The sequence below is a fragment of the Pseudochryseolinea flava genome, assembly GCF_003286915.1.
In the GTDB taxonomy this organism is placed as follows: Bacteria; Bacteroidota; Bacteroidia; order Cytophagales; family Cyclobacteriaceae; genus Ohtaekwangia; species Ohtaekwangia flava.
This window is the reverse complement of the sequence record NZ_QMFY01000021.1, coordinates 1-23842: the sequence shown is the minus strand read 5'-3', so window position 1 is coordinate 23842 and position 23842 is coordinate 1. Positions and strand designations below refer to the sequence as shown.

General features: G+C 43.8%; 16 protein-coding genes and 1 pseudogene. 14 read left to right on the top strand and 3 right to left on the bottom strand.

Annotated elements, in window-relative coordinates; all coding sequences use genetic code 11:
- The first annotated feature begins 18 nt into the window (after nucleotides 1–18).
- From DQQ10_RS25040 to DQQ10_RS25025, 4 genes are all read left to right on the top strand, one after another.
- Entirely contained in the window at nucleotides 19–1194 is a 1176-nt protein-coding gene (locus DQQ10_RS25040; protein WP_112749685.1) for a SusF/SusE family outer membrane protein, read from the top strand.
- 51 nt (nucleotides 1195–1245) lie between these two features.
- Nucleotides 1246–4932, top strand: coding sequence for a family 16 glycoside hydrolase (locus DQQ10_RS25035; protein WP_112749684.1), 3687 nt, complete (start codon nucleotides 1246–1248; stop codon nucleotides 4930–4932).
- A gap of 100 nt (nucleotides 4933–5032) precedes the next feature.
- The gene (locus DQQ10_RS25030; RefSeq protein WP_112749683.1) at nucleotides 5033–7876 is read left to right on the top strand and encodes an RICIN domain-containing protein; all 2844 of its coding nucleotides are present in this window, start codon (nucleotides 5033–5035) and stop codon (nucleotides 7874–7876) included.
- Nucleotides 7877–8052: 176 nt separating this feature from the next.
- Complete coding sequence (locus DQQ10_RS25025) at nucleotides 8053–8631, top strand: chemotaxis protein CheB (RefSeq protein WP_112749682.1); 579 nt, start codon at nucleotides 8053–8055, stop codon at nucleotides 8629–8631.
- Here the strand turns inward: DQQ10_RS25025 and DQQ10_RS25020 are convergent.
- Nucleotides 8621–9055, bottom strand: coding sequence for a response regulator (locus DQQ10_RS25020; protein WP_112749681.1), 435 nt, complete (start codon nucleotides 9053–9055; stop codon nucleotides 8621–8623). The two genes, DQQ10_RS25025 and DQQ10_RS25020, sit on opposite strands and share 11 nt — an antisense overlap.
- Entirely contained in the window at nucleotides 9052–11718 is a 2667-nt protein-coding gene (locus DQQ10_RS25015; RefSeq protein WP_112749680.1) for a PAS domain S-box protein, read from the bottom strand. The genes DQQ10_RS25020 and DQQ10_RS25015 overlap by 4 nt, the downstream gene beginning before the upstream one ends.
- Before the next feature lie 254 nt (nucleotides 11719–11972).
- Here DQQ10_RS25015 and DQQ10_RS25005 point away from each other — a divergent pair.
- Together DQQ10_RS25005 and DQQ10_RS25000 are read left to right on the top strand one after the other, a co-directional pair.
- Nucleotides 11973–12476: pseudogene (locus tag DQQ10_RS25005) on the top strand (dihydrofolate reductase family protein); the annotation flags it as partial.
- 124 nt (nucleotides 12477–12600) lie between these two features.
- Nucleotides 12601–12963, top strand: coding sequence for a phosphoribosylpyrophosphate synthetase (locus DQQ10_RS25000; RefSeq protein WP_112749729.1), 363 nt, complete (start codon nucleotides 12601–12603; stop codon nucleotides 12961–12963).
- 63 nt (nucleotides 12964–13026) lie between these two features.
- Here the strand turns inward: DQQ10_RS25000 and DQQ10_RS24995 are convergent, their stop codons facing one another.
- Entirely contained in the window at nucleotides 13027–13851 is an 825-nt protein-coding gene (locus tag DQQ10_RS24995) for a M57 family metalloprotease (RefSeq protein ID WP_112749728.1), read from the bottom strand.
- Between the two features lie 175 nt (nucleotides 13852–14026).
- Between DQQ10_RS24995 and DQQ10_RS24990 the strand changes: the two genes are divergently transcribed.
- The 8 genes from DQQ10_RS24990 (at nucleotide 14027) to DQQ10_RS24955 (ending at nucleotide 23694) form a co-directional block, all read left to right on the top strand.
- A complete protein-coding gene (locus tag DQQ10_RS24990; RefSeq protein ID WP_112749678.1) occupies nucleotides 14027–16597 on the top strand; it encodes a S8 family serine peptidase in 2571 nt (856 codons plus the stop codon).
- A 207-nt stretch (nucleotides 16598–16804) separates the two neighbouring features.
- The gene (locus tag DQQ10_RS24985; protein ID WP_112749677.1) at nucleotides 16805–17752 is read left to right on the top strand and encodes an acetyl-CoA carboxylase carboxyltransferase subunit alpha; all 948 of its coding nucleotides are present in this window, start codon (nucleotides 16805–16807) and stop codon (nucleotides 17750–17752) included.
- Nucleotides 17753–17826: 74 nt separating this feature from the next.
- Entirely contained in the window at nucleotides 17827–18663 is an 837-nt protein-coding gene (locus tag DQQ10_RS24980) for an MBL fold metallo-hydrolase (protein WP_112749676.1), read from the top strand.
- 6 nt (nucleotides 18664–18669) lie between these two features.
- Nucleotides 18670–19428 carry a patatin-like phospholipase family protein gene (locus DQQ10_RS24975; protein WP_112749727.1) on the top strand — a complete coding sequence of 253 codons (759 nt, stop codon included), beginning with the start codon at nucleotides 18670–18672 and terminating at the stop codon, nucleotides 19426–19428.
- Between the two features lie 2 nt (nucleotides 19429–19430).
- Nucleotides 19431–21440, top strand: a complete 2010-nt coding sequence (locus DQQ10_RS24970) for a urocanate hydratase (RefSeq protein WP_112749675.1) — start codon at nucleotides 19431–19433, stop codon at nucleotides 21438–21440.
- 210 nt (nucleotides 21441–21650) lie between these two features.
- A complete protein-coding gene (locus DQQ10_RS24965; protein WP_112749674.1) occupies nucleotides 21651–22265 on the top strand; it encodes a porin family protein in 615 nt (204 codons plus the stop codon).
- 81 nt (nucleotides 22266–22346) lie between these two features.
- A complete protein-coding gene (locus DQQ10_RS24960; RefSeq protein WP_112749673.1) occupies nucleotides 22347–22853 on the top strand; it encodes a hypothetical protein in 507 nt (168 codons plus the stop codon).
- A 229-nt stretch (nucleotides 22854–23082) separates the two neighbouring features.
- The gene (locus DQQ10_RS24955) at nucleotides 23083–23694 is read left to right on the top strand and encodes a porin family protein (RefSeq protein WP_112749672.1); all 612 of its coding nucleotides are present in this window, start codon (nucleotides 23083–23085) and stop codon (nucleotides 23692–23694) included.
- Nucleotides 23695–23842: the final 148 nt, after the last annotated feature.

Genomic DNA, 23842 nt, shown 5'->3' with positions numbered 1-23842 from the left:
CTTCATACATGAACCATTATGAAAAATTTGAATGACAAAAGTATGGCATATACAGGGCGAGGCACAGGTGTTGTGTTTAGCTGTGCACTGCTGCTATTCGCGATAATGATAAGTTCTTGCGACAAGGAATTAGATGCGCCAACGATTCCACCATTGGAAACCGGAACACTATCCGCTTCGAAGACTACGGTTGTTATTGACAATACAAAGCCTTTCGATGAAGCAGTCTCTTTTACTTGGACCGCGAAGAAAAATTCTCATGTCGTTAACAAGTTAATCTTGATGTCGGGAGAAGAATCGGATACAGTTGATGTGTCGACGGAAGTGAATAAGAAATTTACCAATGTAGAATTCAACGGCATCCTTCTTGATGAGCTTGACTTAACGGTGGGTGAGGTAGCCAGTGTAAACGTAATTGTATATTCTGCCGTGGTAGCTATTGCGGATAATAATAAGACAGCATCATCCAATACAATAACGTTGTCTGTAACGCCTGATAACAAAGTGGAGCCACCGCCTGCGTACACGAAATTGTGGATTGTCGGAAACGCTACACCGAATGGTTGGAATATTGGTGATCCCAATGTAATGGTGAGCGATCCATTAAACGCTTATCAGTTTAAATACAACGAGGTACTGAAGGCAGGTGAGTTTAAGATTCCTGTGGCAACGGGCAGTTGGGGTGCAGATTTCTACATGCCTCCGGTAAATCATCCCGCGATCACGAGCACCAGTGTAAAACTAACGCCAGGAGGAACCCCCGACAACAAATGGATCATTGACACACCGGGCGCCTATAAAATTCTATTGAACATCAGTACGATTGGTTTTATCAAAATCACACCCTTTACCCCATATCAAAATATTTATCTCATTGGCGATGCGACGACTGCAGGTTGGGATGCCGCGAACGCAATCGCGATGACAAAAGATGGTGTCGATGCCAACGTGTTCACATGGACGGGCGAACTAAAATCTAGCGGCGATGGGTACTTTAGATTTTTGACAACGAAGGATTTGAATCAGGCTTCATTCGTTGCGCCGGCTGCAGATGCAAGTATTAGCACGACGCAGGTTGCCTTTACTGAAGATGGAACGCCTGCTAACAATTTTAAGGTGAAGGTAGGAGAAGATGGTATGTATAAAATCACCATTAATCAGCTTAAAGAGACCATTACCATCATAAAGCAGTAAGCATTCATCCTGGGATGTTTTAATCCCAGGGTTCTTTTTATATCTTAAAAAATGATCAGAAAAAACATACTCCAATTATTAGCAGTAAGCCTGCTCACATTAAGTTTCATCAGTTGTAATTCTAGGAAGGAAATCAAACGCCCGCGTGATCCATGGGTGTTCAGGTCGGTACTCGATAGCAAGCCGCGGATGATTACCGTGGCTTTGAACGACAACCTCTATGTCGCATATAGCGCACAAACATGTGAGTTATATAAAGCTTGGAAGGGTGGCGTGATTTTCGACGGTGCTGTTTACACAACTCACCATGGACCGCAACCGTCCTCAAAAGGGTATGCCTACTTCGTTCAGCAGGACGAAGACTTTTGGTATTTGGTGCGTGGAGAAAATGAATCGCCAGCGAAGACCAATTTCAAGGGATACAGCATCAAGAATGATAAAGTGACATTCCATTTTGAATTGTCGGATGAAAATGGAAACACGGTTCTCATGGATGAAACGCCGGAGTATGAATCGAGAGGAGATCAGCCTGGTCTCACGCGAACATTTCAGATCGTTAACGCTACTGTAGAGACGAAGGTTAAAATCAAAACAAAGCTCTCGAATCTTCAACAGCCAGATGACTATAGTTCCACTGGCGATTTAAAGGTCATCAAAAGCAATGAGAAAAAAGATGCGAAGGGCACAACACATGAGGTTGACGTTGAAGTTTTATTAAATGCGCAAGACAAGACAAATCTTCAAGTTTACTTTCATCCCGGTTTCGAAGAGAAGGTAGAAGAGAAAGAAGCACAGCCAGTCGATGTAGTTGCACAGGGTGCGTCATTGATCGAAACATCAGATTGTAAAACGTGCCACAATGAAAAAGTAAAAACAGTTGGACCTGCATATCTAGACATTGCCAAAAAGTACGCATCGACAGAGGCGAACCTGAATACATTAGCAGAAAAAGTTATTGACGGCGGGTCTGGTAATTGGGGAGCGGTTCCAATGTCGGCGCACCCTGACCTGACGCCTGAAGATGCAGCAAAGATGATAACTTACGTGTTATCGCTGGATGGTGAAAAATTTGAAACAAAAGTTGAAGGCAATAACAATATCACGGCTGGGAAATCTTTTGTAACCGTTGATCTAGATGAAAAAAATGCCTTTGAACAGTTAGATGCGAACAAGGAATATCCCGGGTTAGCAACTTCCATTTATACGCTCGAATCAAGTGGCAATGATCTTTACGAGTTGCCCAAGCAACGCGATCCGATTTACACAATGGTAGCGCCGGTACTCCATTTCAATCAAGAGAGTTTTAAGAATGCGCCGCGATCGCGCGAAAATATGTTGCTGCATGCAAAGGGATTTATCACCGTCGAGAAGGATGATAATTTTGTTTTTAGACTTGTAAGCGACGATGGTTCAAGAATGTGGCTGGATAACAAAATGCTTATCGATAACGATGGTTTCCACAGTGCACAACCAAAAGAAGCTGAGATTACGCTCAAGAAAGGGAAACATCCCGTTGAGGTTATCTACTATCAAGGTGCTGGCGACTTGATGTTATCGCTTCAATGGGCAACACATGATAAGGGCGCGTTTACGGTAATCGAAGAAAATAACTTTGTTCATACGAAGTCACACTTTAAGCGTTCGATACCCTATGTTTCCATGGATAAATTGGTGAAGAACGTTCCTGGTGATAAGCGTGACGAAGCCGGCCTGCATCCATCATTTAAATTAGAACAAGCCAGACCTTCTACTTTTGAGCCTAAGGTTGGTGGAATGGATTTTTTATCCGACAGCAGTTTGATTGTCTGTACATGGGATTCTACCGGACCAGTGTATAAACTTGAGGGCGTGACGCGCCACGATCCAGAGAAAATTAAAGTGACGCGCATAGCCTCAGGGTTGGCGGAGCCTTTGGGAGTAAAAGTCGTAAACGACACGCTATATGTTTTGCAGAAACAAGAACTGACACGACTCCTTGATACAGATCGCGATGGTATCATCGACGAATATCAAACGGTTTGCGATGGGTGGAAAGTGTCTGCAAACTTCCACGAGTTTGCGTTTGGATTAGCATATAAAGACGGCTATTTCTACGCGGCGTTGGCAACAGCAATCAATCCGGGTGGCGCAAGCACGCAGCCTCAAATTCCAGATCGCGGTAAGGTTATTAAGATTTCGAAAAAGGATGGAAGTTTCGAGTTTATTGCCAGCGGTCTGCGTACACCGAATGGTATTAACGTCGATGTTGCAGGAGAATTATTTGTCACCGACAATCAAGGCGATTGGGTTCCGTCAAGTAAACTGTTGCACATCATTCCAGGTGCATGGTATGGATCGCGTTCCGTTGATCCGGAAGGCACAGCAACGCTCAAAGAGAAATTGCCCGTAGTGTGGCTGCCTCAAGATGATATTGGTAACTCGCCAAGTCAGCCAGTACCGATTAACGTTGGCCCTTATAAAGGACAGATGCTTCATGGCGAGGTTACCCATGGTGGTTTCAAGCGTGTGTTCATGGAAAAAGTGAACGGCGATTACCAAGGCGTTGTGTTCCGCTTTACACAAGGCTTGGAAGGTGGTGTGAATCGCGCTGTGTGGGGATCTGATGGTGCGCTGTATGCAGGTATGATTGGTAATCCAGGCAATTGGTCGCATGCAGGCGGAAAATGGTTTGGTCTTCAGAAAATGATTTGGACTGGTAATCCAACTTTTGAAATGCTCGCCGTGCGCGCCAAGACAAATGGAATGGAGATAGAAATGACAGAACCGATTGCTGATGGTGATGGTAATGCAATAGAAGATTATGAAGTTAAGCAATGGTATTACAAGCCTACCGCTGACTACGGCGGGCCTAAATTAGACGAACGAAAATTGGCCGTGAAATCGGTTAACGTATCCGCCGATCGTAAGAAAGTATTCTTGGCAATAGACGGCATGCAGCCAAATCATATCGTGTACATTAGGTTGAAAGGTGTGTTTAAGTCCAAAGCAAATCTAAGTTTGTGGGCTACCGAAGCGTGGTATACGCTAAATCAAATTCCACAGCATACGCCAGGTTTTACTTCGCCGCAGGTGAAGATTGCAGCGAACACGTTGACAGAAGCAGAAGTGAAAGAAGGGTGGAAGTTGTTGTTCGATGGAAAGACCACAGCAGGCTGGCGATCTTATAAACGTGAGAAAACCGGTAGCGCATGGGTTGTGAGGGACGGCGCACTCACATTAAACAAACCATTCAATGCACCGAACAACTTAGAAGGTGGCGACATTATCACGGTCGACGAATATGAGAATTATGAATTGGCCCTCGAGTGGAAAATTGAGAAGTGCGGGAATAGCGGCATCATCTTTAATGTTGTCGAGGCGAATGAATACAATGCTGTCTGGCAAACTGGTCCGGAGATGCAGATACTCGACAATCTTTGTCATCCGGATGCAAGAATCGAGAAGCATCGTGCGGGCGACCTCTATGATTTGATCGAAAGTAATTTTGTCGCCGTGAATCCTGTCGGAGAGTGGAATCGCATTAGACTCATCGCTAATCGCGGTAAGTATGAGTTTTGGTTGAATGGACATCGTGTCGTTTCATTTGAGATGAACACCCAAGCTTGGAATGATTTGGTCTCCAAAAGTAAATTCAAAGATATGCCTGGATTTGGGAAATCGCGGAAAGGGCACATCGCACTGCAGGACCATGGAAATCAGGTATGGTTTAGGAATGTGAAAATTAAGGTGATCAAGTAAAATATTTTTTCAAAATGATTAGTAAAACGTAACGCCATCCATCTCTTCAGTAAGGAAAGCTTTGGTCGATAGAAATAAACAACCCAAAAAAGTTACAACTATGAAAAACGTACACATGCGTGCGGTGAGCATGCAAAGAGAAACCGATGTGTTGGTGGGTGGTGTGAGAGAATTTCGTTCAAGTATTTTATTACTGATTTTATGTTTGGTGTTTTTACAACCTGCAAAGGCACAGGTAACTGACGAGCGCGCCGAGAACATGCAAATTGCACTGCAGAATATTTTTATGTCGGCAGATCAATCGTATTATAAGTTCAACAGCGCATCTGATAACGATCCCTATGTGTATGGTTATTGGGTAACGGCACATGCATTAGAAGGTCTGGCTGACGCTTACCAGCGCACAAGAAACGTTGTGTACTATAACCGTATGAAGAGCATCATTGCTGGAATTCGTAAGTATAATCGATACGGCGCTGGAACGTATCGCAATGATTATTATGACGATCTCGAATGGCTTGGCTTAGCGGCGTTGAATTGTTACTATGCTACGAAAGACAACGAATTTCTTGACGCTGCGCATCAAATATGGACCGAAATAAAAACAGGCTATTCCGGCGGAAAGATGTCGTGGAAGAAAGGTTGTACGACACCTTGTAACAATTCCATCGGGAATAGTCCTGCGATCGTGATGGCTGCACGTCTTTACAAGTTAGAAGGCGATAATGCCAATCTGCAGATGGCAAAAGATATTCATGCGTGGATGAAAGCTAACGTCTTTAATGCTAATGGCGGTATTTGGGACGCTCCCGGAAACTTCGATGAAGGTTGGCAGTTTTCATACAACTCAGGTATGTTTATCACGGCGTCGCTTGAATTAAATATCATCACAGGCACGCAGTCTTATCTCGATGATGCGATCAAGGCCTGTGAATTTGTGATGAACTTTAGGAATTACAACGGTGGTGTTTTCTTTCTGAACGAGACAGGGCAAGGTGACGGAGGATTGTTCAAAGGAATTTTTGCGAAGGCTTTTGCTGACTTTGTTCGCCTGGGGAATTTAACACCGGCACAACGTGATCGCTACATGCAGATGATTCAGTTCACCGGTAATTATGCCTGGAATAAAGCCGTTAATAAATCTAACTTTTTAATTAGTCCTGACTGGTCAGTGCTACCCAGTGGCACGATAGATCTTTCAACACAGGCGAGTGGTATTCACTTATTTGAAGCAATTGCGAGCTTGAAAAAAGTCCATGTTTACCAAGATCTAAATTATAGCGGTTTTTATGGGCAGCTTGCTGTGGGTTCGTATACACTTGCGCAATTGCAAGGCAAAGGTATTGCGGACAACGGCATAACTTCGATGACTGTTCCTGCTGGCTATGCGGTGACGGTTTACGAGAATGACAATTTCACGGGCGCGTTCAAGACGTTCACGGCAAACTCAGGATGGCTTGCAGATTGGAATGATCGTATCACATCTATTAAAGTTGCTGAGGTAGGCGGGCCTGTCAGCGTTTATCAAGATATTAACTACGGCGGTTATGCAGCTGGGCTCGACGTGGGTACGTATACACTTGCCCAACTTCAAGCAAAAGGTATTTTGAATAACGACGTCACATCATTGAAAATTGCACAAGGTTTTAAAGTTACGGCTTACGATAGTGATAACCTTACTGGAACTTCTGCAGTGTACACTACCGATACAGGATGGCTCGCTGATTGGAACGATAGAATTGGATCAATTCGTGTAAGCGCAAATGGAGATCCGTCACTTAGCGGAATCTATGAAATACAAAATCGCAATAGTAATTTATATGTTGATGTGTCAGGTGGACCTGGCTCAACCGCAGATGGTATTATCATTCACCAATGGAGTTTGACGCAGAATACAAATCAACAGTTCATACTAGAGCATGTCGGCGATGGCGCATATAGAATTACACCTGTAAACAGTGGGAAAGCGCTTGATGTAAACTCCAGTGGAAAGGAAAATGGCATTAACGTGCAGCAATGGAGTTACTTTGGATTCAATAATCAGCAGTTTGTGGCGGTGTCAACAGGTGATGGATTTTATAAGCTCATCGCGAAACATAGTGGTAAGGTTTTAGAGGTAGCGGGTTTCAGTACGGCGAACGGTGGCGTAGTGCAGCAATGGGACAATCTCAATCAAACCAGCGCCATGTGGAGATTAGTCCGACCAACAGCGATTAATGGAACTGGAAATGGATTGACTGCGAACTATTTTAACGGAAGAAATTTCGAAACCCTGCGACTAACACGCACGGATGCAAATGTGAACTTTGACTGGGGAACAGGCTCTCCCAATACGCTCGTGAATGTCGATCAGTTCTCAACGCGCTGGAGCGGGCAAATTCAACCACGTTATTTCGGTAACTACACATTTTATCTCACCGCCGATGATGGTTGTAGATTGTGGATTAACAATCAGCTTGTTGTCGACAAGTGGAGAGATGACGGCGGAACGGAAGTGTCTGGTGTAATTGCATTGAACGGTGGTCAGCGATACAACCTGAGATTAGAGTTCTATGAAAATGGTGGGGGAGCAAAAACGAAATTAGAATGGTCAAGTCCGCTTCAAACACGCGAGGTCGTTCCAACGTCTCAACTCTATACAAGTACCTCGGTGCGTACGCGTACATTCGAAACGATATCGGTTGATGAAGATGATGGCTTACAAATTTATCCCAACCCAGGCAGAAGTGAAACAGTACATCAACTAACACTTGCGTTTCATCGTAGCTCGGGGAATATATCGCTGTCGATGATAAACGATAAAGGTCAATCGATCATGAGTGGCAAATTTGATGTCATCGATTCAAAAGTTGCCGTCCCAATCTCTTCAATGACCGCTGGATTGTATTTAATCCGGATTCGTCATGAGGGTAAGACTTGGGTAAAGAAATACTTGCTGGAATAATCATTTTGTTTAACGATCGTCTGCATTTGCAGTGATCCCATTGTAGAAAGCTTCTTGGTGAACAGGAAGCTTTTCTTTTGTTATCAAATGACAGATCTGTGATTTTTAAAGTTGATCATTGAATTGAATGGTATTAGGCATCAGGTTTTAACTATTGAAGGGAATAAAAAAATGGAATGATGCTAAACGATTTTTTTGTGGTGGGTATAGGTGCATCCGCAGGTGGTCATGCTGCGCTGAAGGAGTTTTTTGAAAATTTGTCTCGCGATACAAACGCTGCATTTATTATTGTGACCCATCTCGCGCGCGATCGTGTGAGTCAGCTCCCCACGATCCTGTCGAAGTTTGCGCCAATGCCCGTCGTAAGATTGAGCGGAAAAGATTCCCTACAATCTCGTCATATATATGTGTTGCCCGAAAACGCGATGGCTACTGTTGAACAAGGTGTGGTTCATTTGCAAGCGAGGTCGTCGACCGAACGCGTGAACCATGCTGTGGATGTGTTTCTTCGATCGTTGGCCAAAGATGCAGGGAATAGGGCCATCGGTGTGATCTTTTCTGGTGGCGGTAACGACGGTGCCCAAGGCGTGAAATGTATTCATGATCAAGGCGGAAAAGTTCTTGTACAAGCACCAGCGTCTGCGTCTTTTTCTTGGATGCCCACGTCGGCAATCGAATCAGATTCTCCGGATTTAATTCTATCACCCGCCAAACTTGCACAGGCGTTTCCTGATGTTATGTATGCTACTGAGTGATTAAGTACGCTTCGTGAATGGCGCTCCCAAGATCATCACTTCCCAACGTGCAAATAATTCGCTTCAGCACTTGAGTAAGCAGTTTATAGTCGCTTGGTTTTGTGATCAATCCATGAGCATTCAAATCTTTTGCAATCTCTGCATCGCGATAGTGTGATGATGTAGTGTACATGATCACGGGTATCTCTCGATAGACTGATGTGTTTTTTAGTTTTGCTAAACACTGCCATCCACTCATCACAGGCATGTTAAGATCTAAAAAAATGATGTCTGGTCTGGGACGACTCGTGCTGAGGTATTCAAAAACACCTTCGCCGTTGTCGACGCGAATCAGTTCGGTGGCACAATCTGCCTCGTGTAACGACTCTTTAAAAATTTCATAGTCGTCCGAATCATCATCCGCGAGTAGTACGATTTTTTTCATGGGCTGGGAAGGAGAATATGGAATTGTGCGCCTTTGTCTTTTTCGCTTACAGCGCGAATCATACCACCATGTCGCTCGACTATCTTCTTACACAGTGCCAGTCCGAGTCCGCTGCCTTCGTATTGATCCTTTGAGTTCAATCGCACGAATGTACTGAAAATTTGCTCAGCCTGCTCCTGATTGAATCCAATGCCATTATCGGTCAGAATGATTTCGCAAAATTGTTGATCATTGACCACGGTCTTTTTAGCGGTGATGTGAATTAATGCCGGGATATCTTTTTTGCTGAATTTGAGCGCATTGTTAATAAGGTTGTAAAATAGCTGATGAATGAGATCAACGATTCCGTAAATGCTCGGTAACGCGTGATAGGTGATGGTGCCGTGCTTCTCGTGGATTAAAATCTCCAGGTCATTCTGCACATTCGAGATAGTAGCGTTGAGATCTACCAATTCAAATTTGTTGGATGATGAAGGCATTGATGCATAGTTGAGAACGCCGTTGATCATGGCGTTCATTCTGTCGGCGGCGTTAATGATTTTGTTTACGAAAGTATTGCCACGATCCGTCAGTACATTCTTGTATTCATCTTGCAGCTTGTAGCTAAATGTTTTTATTTTTCGCACAGGCTCTTTGAGGTCATGGCTCGCAACGTGGGCAAATTGTTGCAAGTCGTCATTAGAACGTTGTAACTCCAACGTGCGCTCTTTCACGATGGCTTCCAAACCCATCTCAAGAACTTTCTTGTCGTGTACATCCGTTGCTGTACCATACCATTTTGTGCCCTCATGTGTAGCATACGCGTAAGCACGACTTAGATGCCATCGATAAGAACCGTCACGCATCAATACACGATGTTCCGTTTCATATGGTGTTAAATTTTTGACGGAGGTTAACCAACAAGTATTGGTTCGTTCAAGATCATCAGGATGTAGTATGCCTTCCCAAATCCACGTGCCGTCGTCATTTTGTTTCGCGCCTGCAAACTCTAACACTCGGTCATTATAATATTTCACTTGTCCATCGCTGTCGGCAATCCACACAACTTGCGGCATCGAGTTCGCCAGGAAATTTAAACGCATTTCATTCTTCTCCACATTTTTGCGCGCGACGACGAGGTCGGTTACTTCATTGGCAATGGCAAGTACGCCCGTAATGTTTCCTTGCCAATCTTTAATAGCTTGAAATCCAAAACGGACAATAATCGTTTCTTGCAGGCCATGACGTAGGAGAGATACAGGCGTTTCTCCAGAGGTATACGATTCTCCGGTATGATAGACATTTTGTGCGATTGCCTTTATGCCTTGACTCACAAGCTCCGGCATAGCATCCCAAATCGATCGGTTGATGATCTCATAGCGGGGCCGTCCCCAGTAGCTGAGTAGCGTTTCATTCACCATTTCTACTTCAAACGATTCGCCTTTGAACATCGCAATGCCTACCGGTGTTTGTTCAAAAAGTCGTCGAACACTTCCTTCGCGCTCAACCAGCGCTACTTTGCTTTTCACCTGTTCTGTGACGTCGATGGCCATGTGGTGAATGGCATAGATATCGCCGTTTAAATTCTTGAGCGCCTTAAATGTATAGTCGAAGTAACCAATCTCTAATTTGCCATTTCGTTTCAAGGTTGCCTTCGTCTCCTTCGAGGTAAATTGACGACCAGTAGCGAATACGTTGTCAAGCTCTTCAAAGAATGGTTGCCCATCAAGTTCAGGGAGCGCCTCTTTCCAGGTTTTTCCGATGATCGATGCATCTTTACCCCAGAACTGTAACATCATGTCGTTCACATATTGAATGCGCATCTCCCTACCGACATACAGCCCAACAGCAATCTCTGGAGTTTCGCTGATGAGTGTTCGAAATTTTTCTTCACTTTCGCGCAGCTTTTGAAAAGATGTGACCTCCTCGGTAATGTCTAGTGCCGTGCCAATGAGATGCATGGGCTCGTGCTTTTCATCAAAGATGATTGAACCGTTTATCCTTACCCAGCGCGTGATGCCCGTAGGTAGGATGACGCGCGCTTGATATTCGAGCTTGCCTGTCGTTAGCGCTTGCTGATGTGCAATATTTCGAGTGGTTAAATCATCGGGATGAATACGCTTAACGTATTCAGCGTGTGGAGCACCTGTTTCAAACCCGAAGATCTCATCGAAACGTGCCGAACTTTTTGATTTTCCTGAGGCGTAGTGTAATTCAAATGTACCGAGACCCGCAGACTCGATTGCTACCCGTGCGCGTGTCTCTGACGCTTCTAGTTCCTTACGCGATGATACCTGATCCGTTACGTCATGCCCCACGGCAAACACGCCGGTAACATCGCCTTCATCGTTTCTGATCGGCTGATAGACAATGTTGACAAAAATTTTTGTCAATACTCCTGATTTGTTTAACCAGGCGGTGTGTTCTTTTCCTTCGTAGGGTTGTCCCGTGAGATACACATTTTTTAGTTGCTCAAAGACATATTGGTCTTTGATTTCCGGAATAGCTTCGAGCAAGGGGAGGCCAATAACACTTTTGTCTTTGCCCCAGATTTGCAGGGATATAGCATTTGCCATTTCCACCGTCAGGTCGTCTCCTGTGAATAGCGCAGCTGAAAACGGCGCGTCTTGAATTAAGCTGTGAAAACGCTGCTTATAATCGTCTTGGTAAATCGTTTTGGTCATTCGTGCATTTTGCAGTTTACGAGATTGAAGAAAACGTATGCCAAACGTCGTATACCACCGATGCGACTACGTGATTGTGCGGTATCATTTCTTTTTCTCGGAATGTCTTCATGGATAACGCCGTAATATACAAATACATGTGTACCTGGCAGGTACGAAATTTTCTTCAGTGCGGGAAAATATGACGTTATGAGCGGGAAAAGCAAACTCATCTATTCGATGCTGCTGTCGTTAGATGTTATACTGAGGATCAAGACGGTAAATTCGGATGGGGTGCACCTGACGACGAGGAAGTACACGCTTTCATGAACGAAATAAACTCGTCGATCGGCACTTATCTCTACGGCAGAAAAATGTATGAAACCATGGTGTATTGGGAAACTGCCCATCGTGTTCCAGATCAACCCAAGGTAGCGTTGGACTTTGCGCGTCAATGGCAGTCGGCTGATAAAATTGTCTTTTCACGAACGCTTCGCGCGCCAACCAGTGCACGTACCAGAATTGAAAATAATTTCGATGTCGACTTGATCAAGCGGATAAAGAAAGATGCCGTACAAAATATTTCTATAGACGGCCCCAACCTCGCTGGGCAAGCCATACGCGCCGGACTTGTCGACGAATTTCACATGATCGTTTGCCCTGTGATCGTAGGCGGAGGTAAACGATTCTTTCCAGAACATGCCAAAATGAATCTTAAGCTAATGAATGATCATCGATTCAAAAGTGGTGTTGTGGTGTTGAAGTATGCTGTACAGTAGTTGAAATCGTGGGATCAGCATACGGCATTGTCACATACCGACATTCGCACAGCCGACCAGGCAAGGCGTATGTTGTAAGGTCGCTGGCATGGAAATATTAGTGGTTGGATATAAACGAAGCTATATGGATACTTTTGAAACACTTTCTGAGGCGATGATAGCCTTGAAGAAATCAGGCTACAATGTCGATTTTAATATTCACAGTGATAGATTAGAATCATCAGATTCGAAATATAAACTTAAGCCGGAAGAATTTCATGTGGACGCTGTGCATCGTTTTGAAGGGATGACAAATCCTGACGACAGTGCAATACTCTATGCGATATCTTCATCGAAAGGCGTGAAGGGATTACTTGTTGATGCTTACGGCGCTTATAGTGAAGCATTGAGTCCTACTATGATCGAGAAGTTGAGGATAGACGCCAATACGGAGAGATCCGCAGAACATCGCTCTGCAGAGAAAGTAAAACGTTCAGTGAAACAATAGGAGAAAAGAAAAGGGCAGATGCGGCTCTGTAGCACCTGCCCCAAGTAAACGACGTAAATCGAATTAATACAGTGCGTTCAGCGCGGTCTTGTCGTCGGTATTAAATGGACGGTTACTTCCATCGGTACATGCTAGCATAAACGATTTTGCCGACGCAGTGGCACCTGTGGGTGTACCTGGGATATGTATTGCACCAACACCACCATCGCCCTCATTACTTGCTGAACCTCCGCAGCTAATTGCTCTGTTGAAGTAATCGGTATGACGGAACCCGATGCAGTGTCCCATTTCGTGTGCCATAATAGTTGCAATTCCATTAACGCTTAGCCCATACGTTGATTCTAATATTCCACTCATGGCGATTTGTGAGTAAGGGTTGCCAGCGGAAGTGGGAAATCCTGCCGATCCTAAGACGCCACGTCGCTCATCGCTTCGCGATAATCTTTTATAAATAATGTTTGCACCCGTACTTGTTGTGATGCGGGAAAACGTGAGGGTGAGACCTTCAGCATTATACCTTCTTATCGCTTCGTCTAACGCAGCAACGTATGTTGAGCTGAAAGATGATGTAGGAATGTACACCTTGATATTACGCGGTGTACCCTTTACTAAATTTGTAGTGCGATACTGTTCTGCATTTGGAATAGCAACGGGTTCACTCATCGTTGCAAGGTCGGCGTCTGTTAAATAAATGTCGCCTTCAACAAGATAACCTTGTTCATAACGCATCGGCGCTTTGTCGTTAACATCAAATCCAAGGCTTGCAATTTTGGCTACCGTTTCGGTAGGAATTTCATTTGTTTTAGCGGATTGATCATCGGATTCACAAGAATAAAATGAAACTGATGACAATAGCATTGCGCTAAAAAAGTAAAGTGACTTTTTCATTTGCTCTGAGTTTAGGTTAATGATATTTGCTGATATCAGCGCGATGAAACTATCATATTTTTTTTTGTAATCGAAAACTTTCAATACAAAACCTGAGAAATACTCTTGATCAAATTTATCGCAAACGATCGCCGTCTTGTGGAGAGGTTTACATCATTATTCCTATACTTGGAAAATGATTTCCTTGCGCACCATTTTGTTGATCGCCTCCATGATTGATGCATTACTCCTTTGCACGAATGCCTTGGCGCAAGAAAAATTCTCACCAAAGATTAAGTCGGCATCGCATGCTCGCCTAGCACAGCAAATACAATTTTCTGTTGCTGTTCGTGATCCTCAAAAATTCAAAAGTCAATACCAATCGAAAGTTGTTCTCGTAGATTTTTATGAGACGACGCGCATATTCCGCATCTCTTCATCTATCGACTTTGTAGTGCATGCATTCGCAGCAGATAAGAATATTCTCTTTGTAGACCTTTTGACGCGGCCTCATGTCGAGTCAAGAAACAGCACGTTGAACACAGCACTTAATCGTATTAATAAAGCAAAACAGCTACGTCCGGCATTACGCGGTCACAACATGATGATATCGATTAAAGAGCAATCATTTGATAAAACCGACCTTGATCTTCGTGGGCGCACTGTTGAAACTTCAGAATCGCCACGAGTTGTTTCTGAACATGCGACCGCGATGGCTACATTCATCGCTGGTATCGGAAACACTTCGGAGAAAGGACTTGGTGTTGCCAATGAAGCCATTGTGACGGCATCCGACTTTAGTGATATCTTCCCGGATGACGTTGCCTATTTTGATGATTATAACATCTTACAGCAAAATCATTCTTATGGCACTTCCATAGAGAATTATTACGGAAACGAAGCCGTGTCATATGATGAGCAAGTTTATTCCAACCCAGACTTGTTGCACGTTTTCTCTGCGGGAAATATCGGCAATTCAAAACCAACCGCCGGCGACTATCATGATCTTAATTGGGCAAATTTGTCGGGTAACTTCAAACACGCGAAAAATGTTTTGGTAGTGACGGCGATTGATACCTCGCTAAATAGAAATCCCATGAATTCGCGTGGACCAACATTTGATGGCCGCGTAAAACCTGAACTTACAGCCTATGGTGAAGGCGGCACATCAGACGCTGCGGCTTTAGTAACAGGAATGACTGCTCTAATTCGCGAGGCTGTCAAGAACAAAACTATGCCTACATCGGCTGCGTTGTTGAAAGCTTTGCTCATTGCTTCTGCGGAGGATGTTGGAGACGAGGGAATTGATTTTACTTTCGGATATGGTTACATAAATCTGTGGCAGGCGGTTCAGGATGTAGAACAAGAACGTTTTTTTAATGCTTCACTCAATCATGATGAGTTCAAACAATTTACCATAACGGTTCCTGAGAACGTTCGCGAGTTGCGTATCGCTACTGCTTGGACTGATCCGCCGTCAACCGTAAACGCGTTACAAGCGCTGGTAAATGATATTGATAGCTATTTAATTTATGATGAACAGAAAGTACTTCCATGGGTGCTTAATCATTTTCCGCACAGCGATTCTCTTTCGGCACGCAATGAAAGAAGGCAAGATCACCTTAACAATGTAGAACTTATTAGCATTAACAATCCAAAAGCAGGAACGTATCAGTTAGTGCTCTATGCAAACCTTGTTTCAAGCGCGCAGGACGTAGCGGTTGCTTACAGCGTAAAAAGTGCTGACTTAGCTTGGGACTTTCCCGCGATGGACGAGGTTATAGAAGCCGATACACGCGTGAAGTTGTTTTGGAATAATCCACTTGATCAACGCGCGGCGATCAGCATGAAATTAAATGAAGGGGAGTGGAATACGATCGTCGACGACGTAGCTGAAGGTGAAACGAGTGTGAGTTGGGTTACACCCGATACATTGGCCAACGCGTCTCTTCGTTTGGAAGTTGGAGGGAAAATCATTGAGTCGCCGGCGTTCGTAATCTCGCCGCGCCCGAAATTAACGGTTCCCTTTGTTTGTGACGATGTATTTGCTTTGTCGTGGTCGCCAGTAGCAGGAGCAAGTACTTATGACCTTGTGACCTTAGTGGGCGATAGCACGACTGTTGTGAGGCGTGCGAACGATACACTCTTTGTCGGCGCGAAAGGTGCAAATCATTTTTATACGGTCCAACCACGCATAGAATCCAAGACGGGCTTGAAAGCTGATATGATAAACTATAACATGCAGGGTTCCAATTGTTATGTGAATTTGTTTTCGGCTTATCGATTCGACGACGTCAGCAATAAAGTTGAAATTCATTTGAGTACGCATTGGAACGTTAGTCGGGTTACATTTTTTCTTGTTGACGATAATGGCATGCTTAAAGCATTAGACACTCAGTCGCCTGGAAAACAGAAATACTTTACTTTTTTGGATGAGCACCTTACGGGTGAGATCATGCGATATACAGCTGTCGTTGAATTGGTGGATGGAACGCGACTGTCAACTGAAATTGTGTCGGTGCTCGTCGAGCAAAAGAACCGGGCGATACTCTTTCCGAATCCGGCAGATGAATTCGTTACAGTCTTGTCGGAGGGTGACGGGGGGAAGCTGCATATCGTCGATCGGCAGGGGCGATACCTTTTGTCGTTCGAGTTAGGTACACGGATAGAAGAAATTGATATTGCGAGATTGTCACCAGGTCTGTATTATTTTCAATACGAACGCGCTGGTAACGTAACTGATTCCGGTCGCTTTGTGAAATTATAAATCGCATGCAAAAATGAATCTTTACTCAAGTTTTCATCCACATACGCGCGACTAAGGTCATCATTTTTTTTCGTGGTGAAGGGTGTTGCCGAAAGAATAACCTGTCCGTCAATAACTTATGACTTAAATCGAAGGGAGTGGATTTCTCTCCGATTAATTACCGATATTTAGCAATACTTCTAACTTTGTGCCCACAAAATCGACACTATGCTATTGGATTTTGAAAAGCCTATCGCCGAGTTGGAAGGGAAACTGGAAGATATGAAGCACCTTGCCAGCGACAGTGATAAGGAAGTTCAGGCTGCAGTTAAAGCCCTCGAAAGAAAAATTTTAGATCTCAAAAAAGAGACCTTTGAGAATCTTACTGGTTGGCAACGCGTTCAGTTGTCCCGTCATCCCGACAGACCTTATACATTAGACTACATTTATGAAATCACAACCGACTTTATCGAGTTGCATGGTGATCGTACTGTATCGGATGATAAAGCAATGGTCGGTGGCTTTGGAACGATTGATGGCCAAACCTTCATGTTAATTGGTCAACAAAAAGGTAGAAATACAAAGCAACGTCAAATGCGCAATTTCGGCATGGCGAATCCGGAAGGGTATCGCAAGGCCTTGCGCTTAATGCGTATTGCAGAAAAATTCAATAAGCCAATTATAACATTCATCGATACGCCAGGTGCATTTCCAGGTTTAGAAGCTGAAGAGCGCGGACAAGGTGAAGCCATTGCGCGTAACTTGAAGGAGATGTTTCAGCTCAAAGTTCCGATCATTTGTATCGTCATCGGTGAAGGTGCATCGGGTGGAGCACTCGGTATTGCGATTGGTGATCGTGTGTTGATGTTGCAAAACTCGTGGTACTCTGTAATCTCTCCAGAAAACTGTTCTACAATCTTGTGGAGAAGTTGGGATTACAAAGAGCAAGCTGCTGAATTACTCAAGCTCACTGCGAAAGATATGGCATCGTTGAGTCTCATCGACGGCGTGATCAATGAACCTCTCGGTGGTGCGCATACAGACGTGAAATGGATGGCTGCAGAGATTAAGAAAACGATTCTATCGGTAACGAAGGAGTTGCAAGCATTAGATCCGCACGAGCGAATTTCGCAACGCATCGATAAGTTCTGTTCAATGGGCGTGGTCAAGGAGTAACATTCGACACAACATCATATAAAATTATAAGGGCTGTATTCGTACAGCCCTCTTTTTTTAATTACTTTTTCGCTATGAAACTCCATGTAATTAATACCGGCTTCTTCAAGCTTGATGGTGGTGCAATGTTTGGTGTTGTGCCGAAATCTCTTTGGTCAAAAACGAATCCTGCCGACGAAAATAACCTCTGTTCATGGGCAATGCGTTGCCTGCTGATAGAAGATGGTGACAAACTCATATTGATCGATAATGGCATCGGCGATAAACAAGATGCAAAATTTCTAAGCCACTACTACCTCCATGGCAATGATAGTCTTGTTGGTTCAATTCAAAAAGCAGGATTCGGCACGGGCGATATTACAGACATGTTTTTAACCCATTTGCACTTTGATCATTGTGGTGGTGGTGTTCGTGTTGTTGATGGAAAGCCTTCTATGGTGTTTGATCGCGCGAAGTATTGGTCGAATAAAGACCATTGGCATTGGGCAACGGTTCCCAATGCGCGCGAAAAGGCTTCATTCTTAAAAGAAAATATTATGCCCATGCAAGAAAGTGGGCACTTGCATTTTGTTAATGAAGGAAATCAAACATCGTTTAGTGCATTCGATATCCATTTCGTTTCAGGGCATACCGATAAGATGATGATCCCTAAAATCAACTACAATGGAAAAGTCGTATGCTTTATGGCGGATTTACTTCCGTCAGTTGGACATATTCCATTACCTTATGTGATGGGGTATGACACGCGTCCTTTGTTGACATTAGAAGAGAAAGAATCATTTTTAAACGAGGCTGCAGATCGTGGCTACGTTCTTTTTCTCGAACACGATCCACAACATGAATGCTGCACCGTGAAAAGAACAGAAAAGGGTGTGCGCGTCGATAGAACTTTTTCTTTGCACGAAATTTAAATGAGCATGAAATACGGATTAGTCCTTTCAGGCGGTGGAGCAAGAGGTATCTCGCACATCGGCGTGATCAAAGCTTTGGAAGAAATCGGATTGAAATTCGACCGACTTTCAGGGACGAGTGCAGGATCCATTGTTGCGTCGCTCTATGCATCCGGTTATAAGCCTGATGAAATTCTAGAGATGATTATTGCAACAAGTTTTTTCAAATCTGTTCGCCCTGCATGGACGCTAACAGGATTGCTAAGCTTGGAACGTTTGCGTGATGTGCTTATTAAATATCTTCCTGATAATACTTTTGAAGCACTCAAGATTCCTGTAACAATAGCAGCAACCGATATTGTGCGTGGAAAGCCCGACTATTTCACGAGTGGAGAGCTTATCCCGGCTATCCTTGCCTCCTGCTGCGTGCCAGCGGTATTCAACCCTGTGCAGTTTAATGGCAACGTCTATGTCGATGGTGGACTCATGGACAATCTTCCAGCGAGGGCTATCCACGATCAAGTTGATTTTTTGATTGGCTCACATTGCAATTACATCACATCAGAATTTAAAGTCGTTAATTTTAGATCGGTAATCGAACGCAGCGCGCTCATTGCTGTGAGTGGCAATGTTACCATCAGCAAAAACCTTTGCAAAGTGTTAATTGAACCTCCTGCGCTTGGAAAATTTAGTGGAACAGATATGGCGCGCGCTAAAGATCTTTTTGATGCCGGATATCAATACACTATAGAAAACTTTACTGCGAAAGACTTTCAATTACCATAAATATGGCGCTAACATTTCAAGAACAAATTCTTCAGGGGATACCTTCGGTGTTGCCAGAACGCAAACCCATTGATCAAAGTGTTAGCCATGCACCAAACCGTAAAAAAATATTAACGGCGTCTGAAAAGAAGTTAGCTGTAAAAAATGCACTGCGTTATTTTGAACCTCGGCACCACGCCATGCTTGCGCCCGAGTTTTTAGAAGAACTCGAAACGTATGGACGAATCTATATGTATCGTTTTCGCCCGGCGTATGCAATGTATGCACGGGGAATTGAGGAGTATCCTGCGCAGTCCAAACATGCCGCTGCAATCATGCTGATGATTCAGAATAATTTGGATCCCGCAGTAGCGCAACATCCACACGAGTTGATTACGTATGGTGGTAATGGCGCCGTGTTTCAAAATTGGGCGCAGTACTTACTCACCATGAAGTATCTCGCGATCATGAATGATGAGCAAACTTTGCACATGTATTCGGGGCATCCGATGGGACTGTTTCCATCATCGAAAGATGCACCTCGTGTCATCGTGACGAATGGAATGATGATTCCCAATTATTCAAGTCATGACGATTGGGAAAAGTACAACGCCTTGGGTGTAACGCAATATGGTCAGATGACAGCGGGATCATATATGTACATTGGTCCACAAGGAATCGTTCATGGTACTACCATCACCGTGCTCAACGCCGGACGCAAAATTAGTAAGTCGGGAGAAGGATTGCGAGGGAAACTATTTGTGTCTTCGGGACTAGGTGGTATGAGTGGCGCGCAACCGAAAGCAGCGAAAATTGCCGGTTGTATTTCTGTCGTTGCTGAAGTAAATGCTAAGGCAACACACAAACGTCATCAACAAGGTTGGGTCGATGAAGTGATTAGCGACTTGGATGTTTTGGTTGATCGTGTGAAAAAAGCTAAAGCGAGTGGGGAAGTGGTGTCCATTGCGTACAACGGTAATGTTGTCGACGTGTGGGACAAATTTTATGAAGCGGATGTCTTCGTTGATTTAGGTTCAGATCAAACCTCACTACACAACCCTTGGGCTGGTGGTTATTATCCTGTAGGCGTGTCGGTCGACACCGCCAATACAATGATGGTGCAAGATCCCGATTCATTTAAAGAAGCGGTGAAAGCATCACTTCGGAAACAAACCGATCTCATTAACAAGCATGCGAGTAGGGGAACCTACTTCTTTGATTACGGAAATGCATTTTTGCTGGAGGCATCGCGCGCAGGAGCGGCAATCATAGATAACGATGGCATCAATTTTAAATACGCGTCCTATGTACAAGATATTATGGGGCCGATGTGTTTTGATTTTGGGTTTGGCCCATTCCGTTGGGTGTGCACCTCAGGGAAACAAGAAGATCTTGATAGAACAGATGAGATCGCACGGGAAGTACTTGAAAAAATTTATGCAACAGCGCCGAGCGATATAAGAGGACAACTACAAGATAATATCCAATGGATAAAAGAAGCGTCGGCAAACAAGTTGGTAGTAGGTTCGAAGGCGAGAATCTTATACGCTGATGCCGAGGGAAGAATTAAAATTTCGGAAGCATTTAATCGTGCCGTGGCGCAAGGTAAGATTGGTCCAATAGTATTGGGGCGAGATCATCACGATGTGTCGGGCACTGATAGCCCTTATAGAGAAACGTCAAACATTTATGATGGCTCTCGATTTACTGCGGACATGGCGATACAGAATGTCATTGGTGATTCATTTCGCGGTGCAACATGGGTTTCGATACATAATGGTGGGGGTGTAGGCTGGGGTGAGGTGATTAACGGAGGATTTGGCCTGGTACTTGATGGGAGTGACGATGCTGAACGTAAAATGAAAAACATGCTTCACTATGATGTTAACAACGGCGTGGCAAGGAGAGCTTGGGCACGCAACGAAAATGCTACGCAAGCAATAGCGCGTGCCATGGCGAATAACCCATTATTGGTGATCACGCAGGCAAATCTCGCCGATGAAAATTTATTGAACAAAACGATCACGGAATAGTTAAGTGAACAATACGAGTCGTTGAGTGGTTGTAAAAAGAGTTAATGTTTTTTCTACCTTTATGAAAGCGCAGCCCCAATAGACGCACGATTGTTTGATGTAATTTTTACCGCGTGATAGCATTTTTTTGATCATCGGGCCTAACACAAATTCCATATTTTTGACCCGGTTTTAAGAATCTAAATCAGTTTTTTAAACACTTATATACATATGAACAAATTACGAATTCTTGGCGCAGCTTTATTAGTGATGATTGCGTCACAATCATTCGGTCAAGCACAGTTTGCACTCGGTGTGAAAGGCGGTTTGAACTTTGCGAAGTTTGATGCTAATGACGCAGGTGGAAGTATAAAAAATAAGACAGGATTTCATGGTGGGGCATTTGCATTGATCAAGCTGACAAAGATTGGAATTCAGCCAGAATTGATCTACTCGCAACAAGGATCTAAACTAAAATTAAATGGCCAGGACCTTGAATCAAACTTCAGTTATGTTAACATTCCTGTGATGTTGAAGTTCTATTTGATAGCCGGTTTGAATTTGCAAGTAGGCCCTCAATTTGGATTTCTTGCAGGTGCGAAATCTGACGGTTACGATGTTGCAGCCCAGCAGTTCTACAAAGATCGAGATGTGAAAAGCTTATACAAAAAGTCAGATGTGACTGTAGGTTTAGGTGCAGGATGGGATCTTCCATTTGGTCTTACTGTTGATGCACGTTACAATCTTGGACTATCTAAAATTGATGATGACGCGGCCGCTGCTGCAGCAAAGAATCAGGTGTTTCAATTATCACTCGGCTACAAGCTGATCAAGTTTGGTAAGTAGAGTGTCGCTCGAGTCGATTTCCATTTATTTGAATTTTTATTTAACTTCTATAACTAAATTTTTTTATTAAAAACTACGACTATGAAAAAGGCGTTACTAATGGCGTTTACTTTAACAGTGATTTCTGCATCAGCATCTTTCGCACAAGGAAGATGGTCTCTCGGCGGGGAGCTTGCGTTTCCTCAGGGAAATTTCAATAATGGTTACGGTGCCGGGATTGGTGTTTCCGGACGCTACGAGGGAGTAATCAATAAAAATCTTGACTGGATGGTAACATTGGGTTATATCCATTTCTTTGAAAAAAATAATTCTAATTTTTCAGCATACCAGGTTCCACTTAACGGTGGTCTGAAGTACTACGTCGACTCAAGCTTTAAAGGTTTTTGGTTTGGCGGTGAACTCGGACTTAACGTAATTGGATGGAGATGGAATAATCCAGGCCCTGGCGATGACGTGAACGATAGCGAAACACGACTAGGTCTAGCTCCTCAAATCGGCTATCACATTTCAAATGTAGATTTCAGTCTTCGTTATCATATCATCGACGACGCTAGCTACCTCGGTTTCCGCGTAGCTTACGTATTCTAAATTTTAATAATGCCTTAACAGGTATCAAAATTTAAAGACCGTCATTTGTGTGACGGTCTTTCTTCTTTCTTTTACTATCGATTGCTCGTCCGTTGTGTATTTATTTTTGAGTAGTCTGCCCAATTTCCGAAACCGCATTGTGCAAAGCTGAGAAGCCTTTGTACTACGCTCCTAAGATCGGCCGTGATTGACGCGTTTTTATTATTTCGTAAACTAAATACAACAGACCATGAAAAAAGTGTTACTGACCCTTTCTATTGTTGCCGCCGCATTTACATATGCTAGCGCGCAAGGATTATCTGGTGGCTTAAAAGCCGGTTTAAATCTCGCTAACTTTGGCGGCGATGATGTTGAAGATGCCGAAATCAGACCCAGCTTTCATGTGGGCGGATATCTCAATTTAGCATTCTCTGATGCGTTGTCTCTTCAACCTGAATTGTTGTTTAATTCTGTTGGAACAAAAGGATCATATGAGGATGAAATCTTAGGTGTTCCAGTTGAGGTCGAAGAAACCGTAAAACTATCTTACATCTCTATTCCCATTAATCTTGTGTACTCCTTTGGGCCAGTAAACATTCACGCGGGGCCTCAATTTGGCTTTTTGCTCAGTGCCAAATCAGAGTATGAAATCAATGGCAGCTCAGATGAGGAAGATGTAAAAGAAGCGTATAAAGGGATGGATATCGGAGTAGGTGTTGGGTTGGGGGCTCATTTTGGCAAACTAAACGCCACTGCGAGATACAACCTGGGTCTCTCAAGTATAGCTGATGATGACGATGCTGATGTGAAGAGCAACGTTATTCAAATATCGTTAGGCTATAGACTTTTCGGCGGTGAATAATTTACAGCGTCGATAAAAAAAAGGAGGCCGTCTCAAAAGTCATGAGGCGGCTTTTTTTGTTTTTTTTGGGTTAATCTAGTTTGAAAAATGTAGGCGCGTGAAATCTTCGTCACTCATGCGGTCGCTTTTGCAAGATTGTGCGCTATGG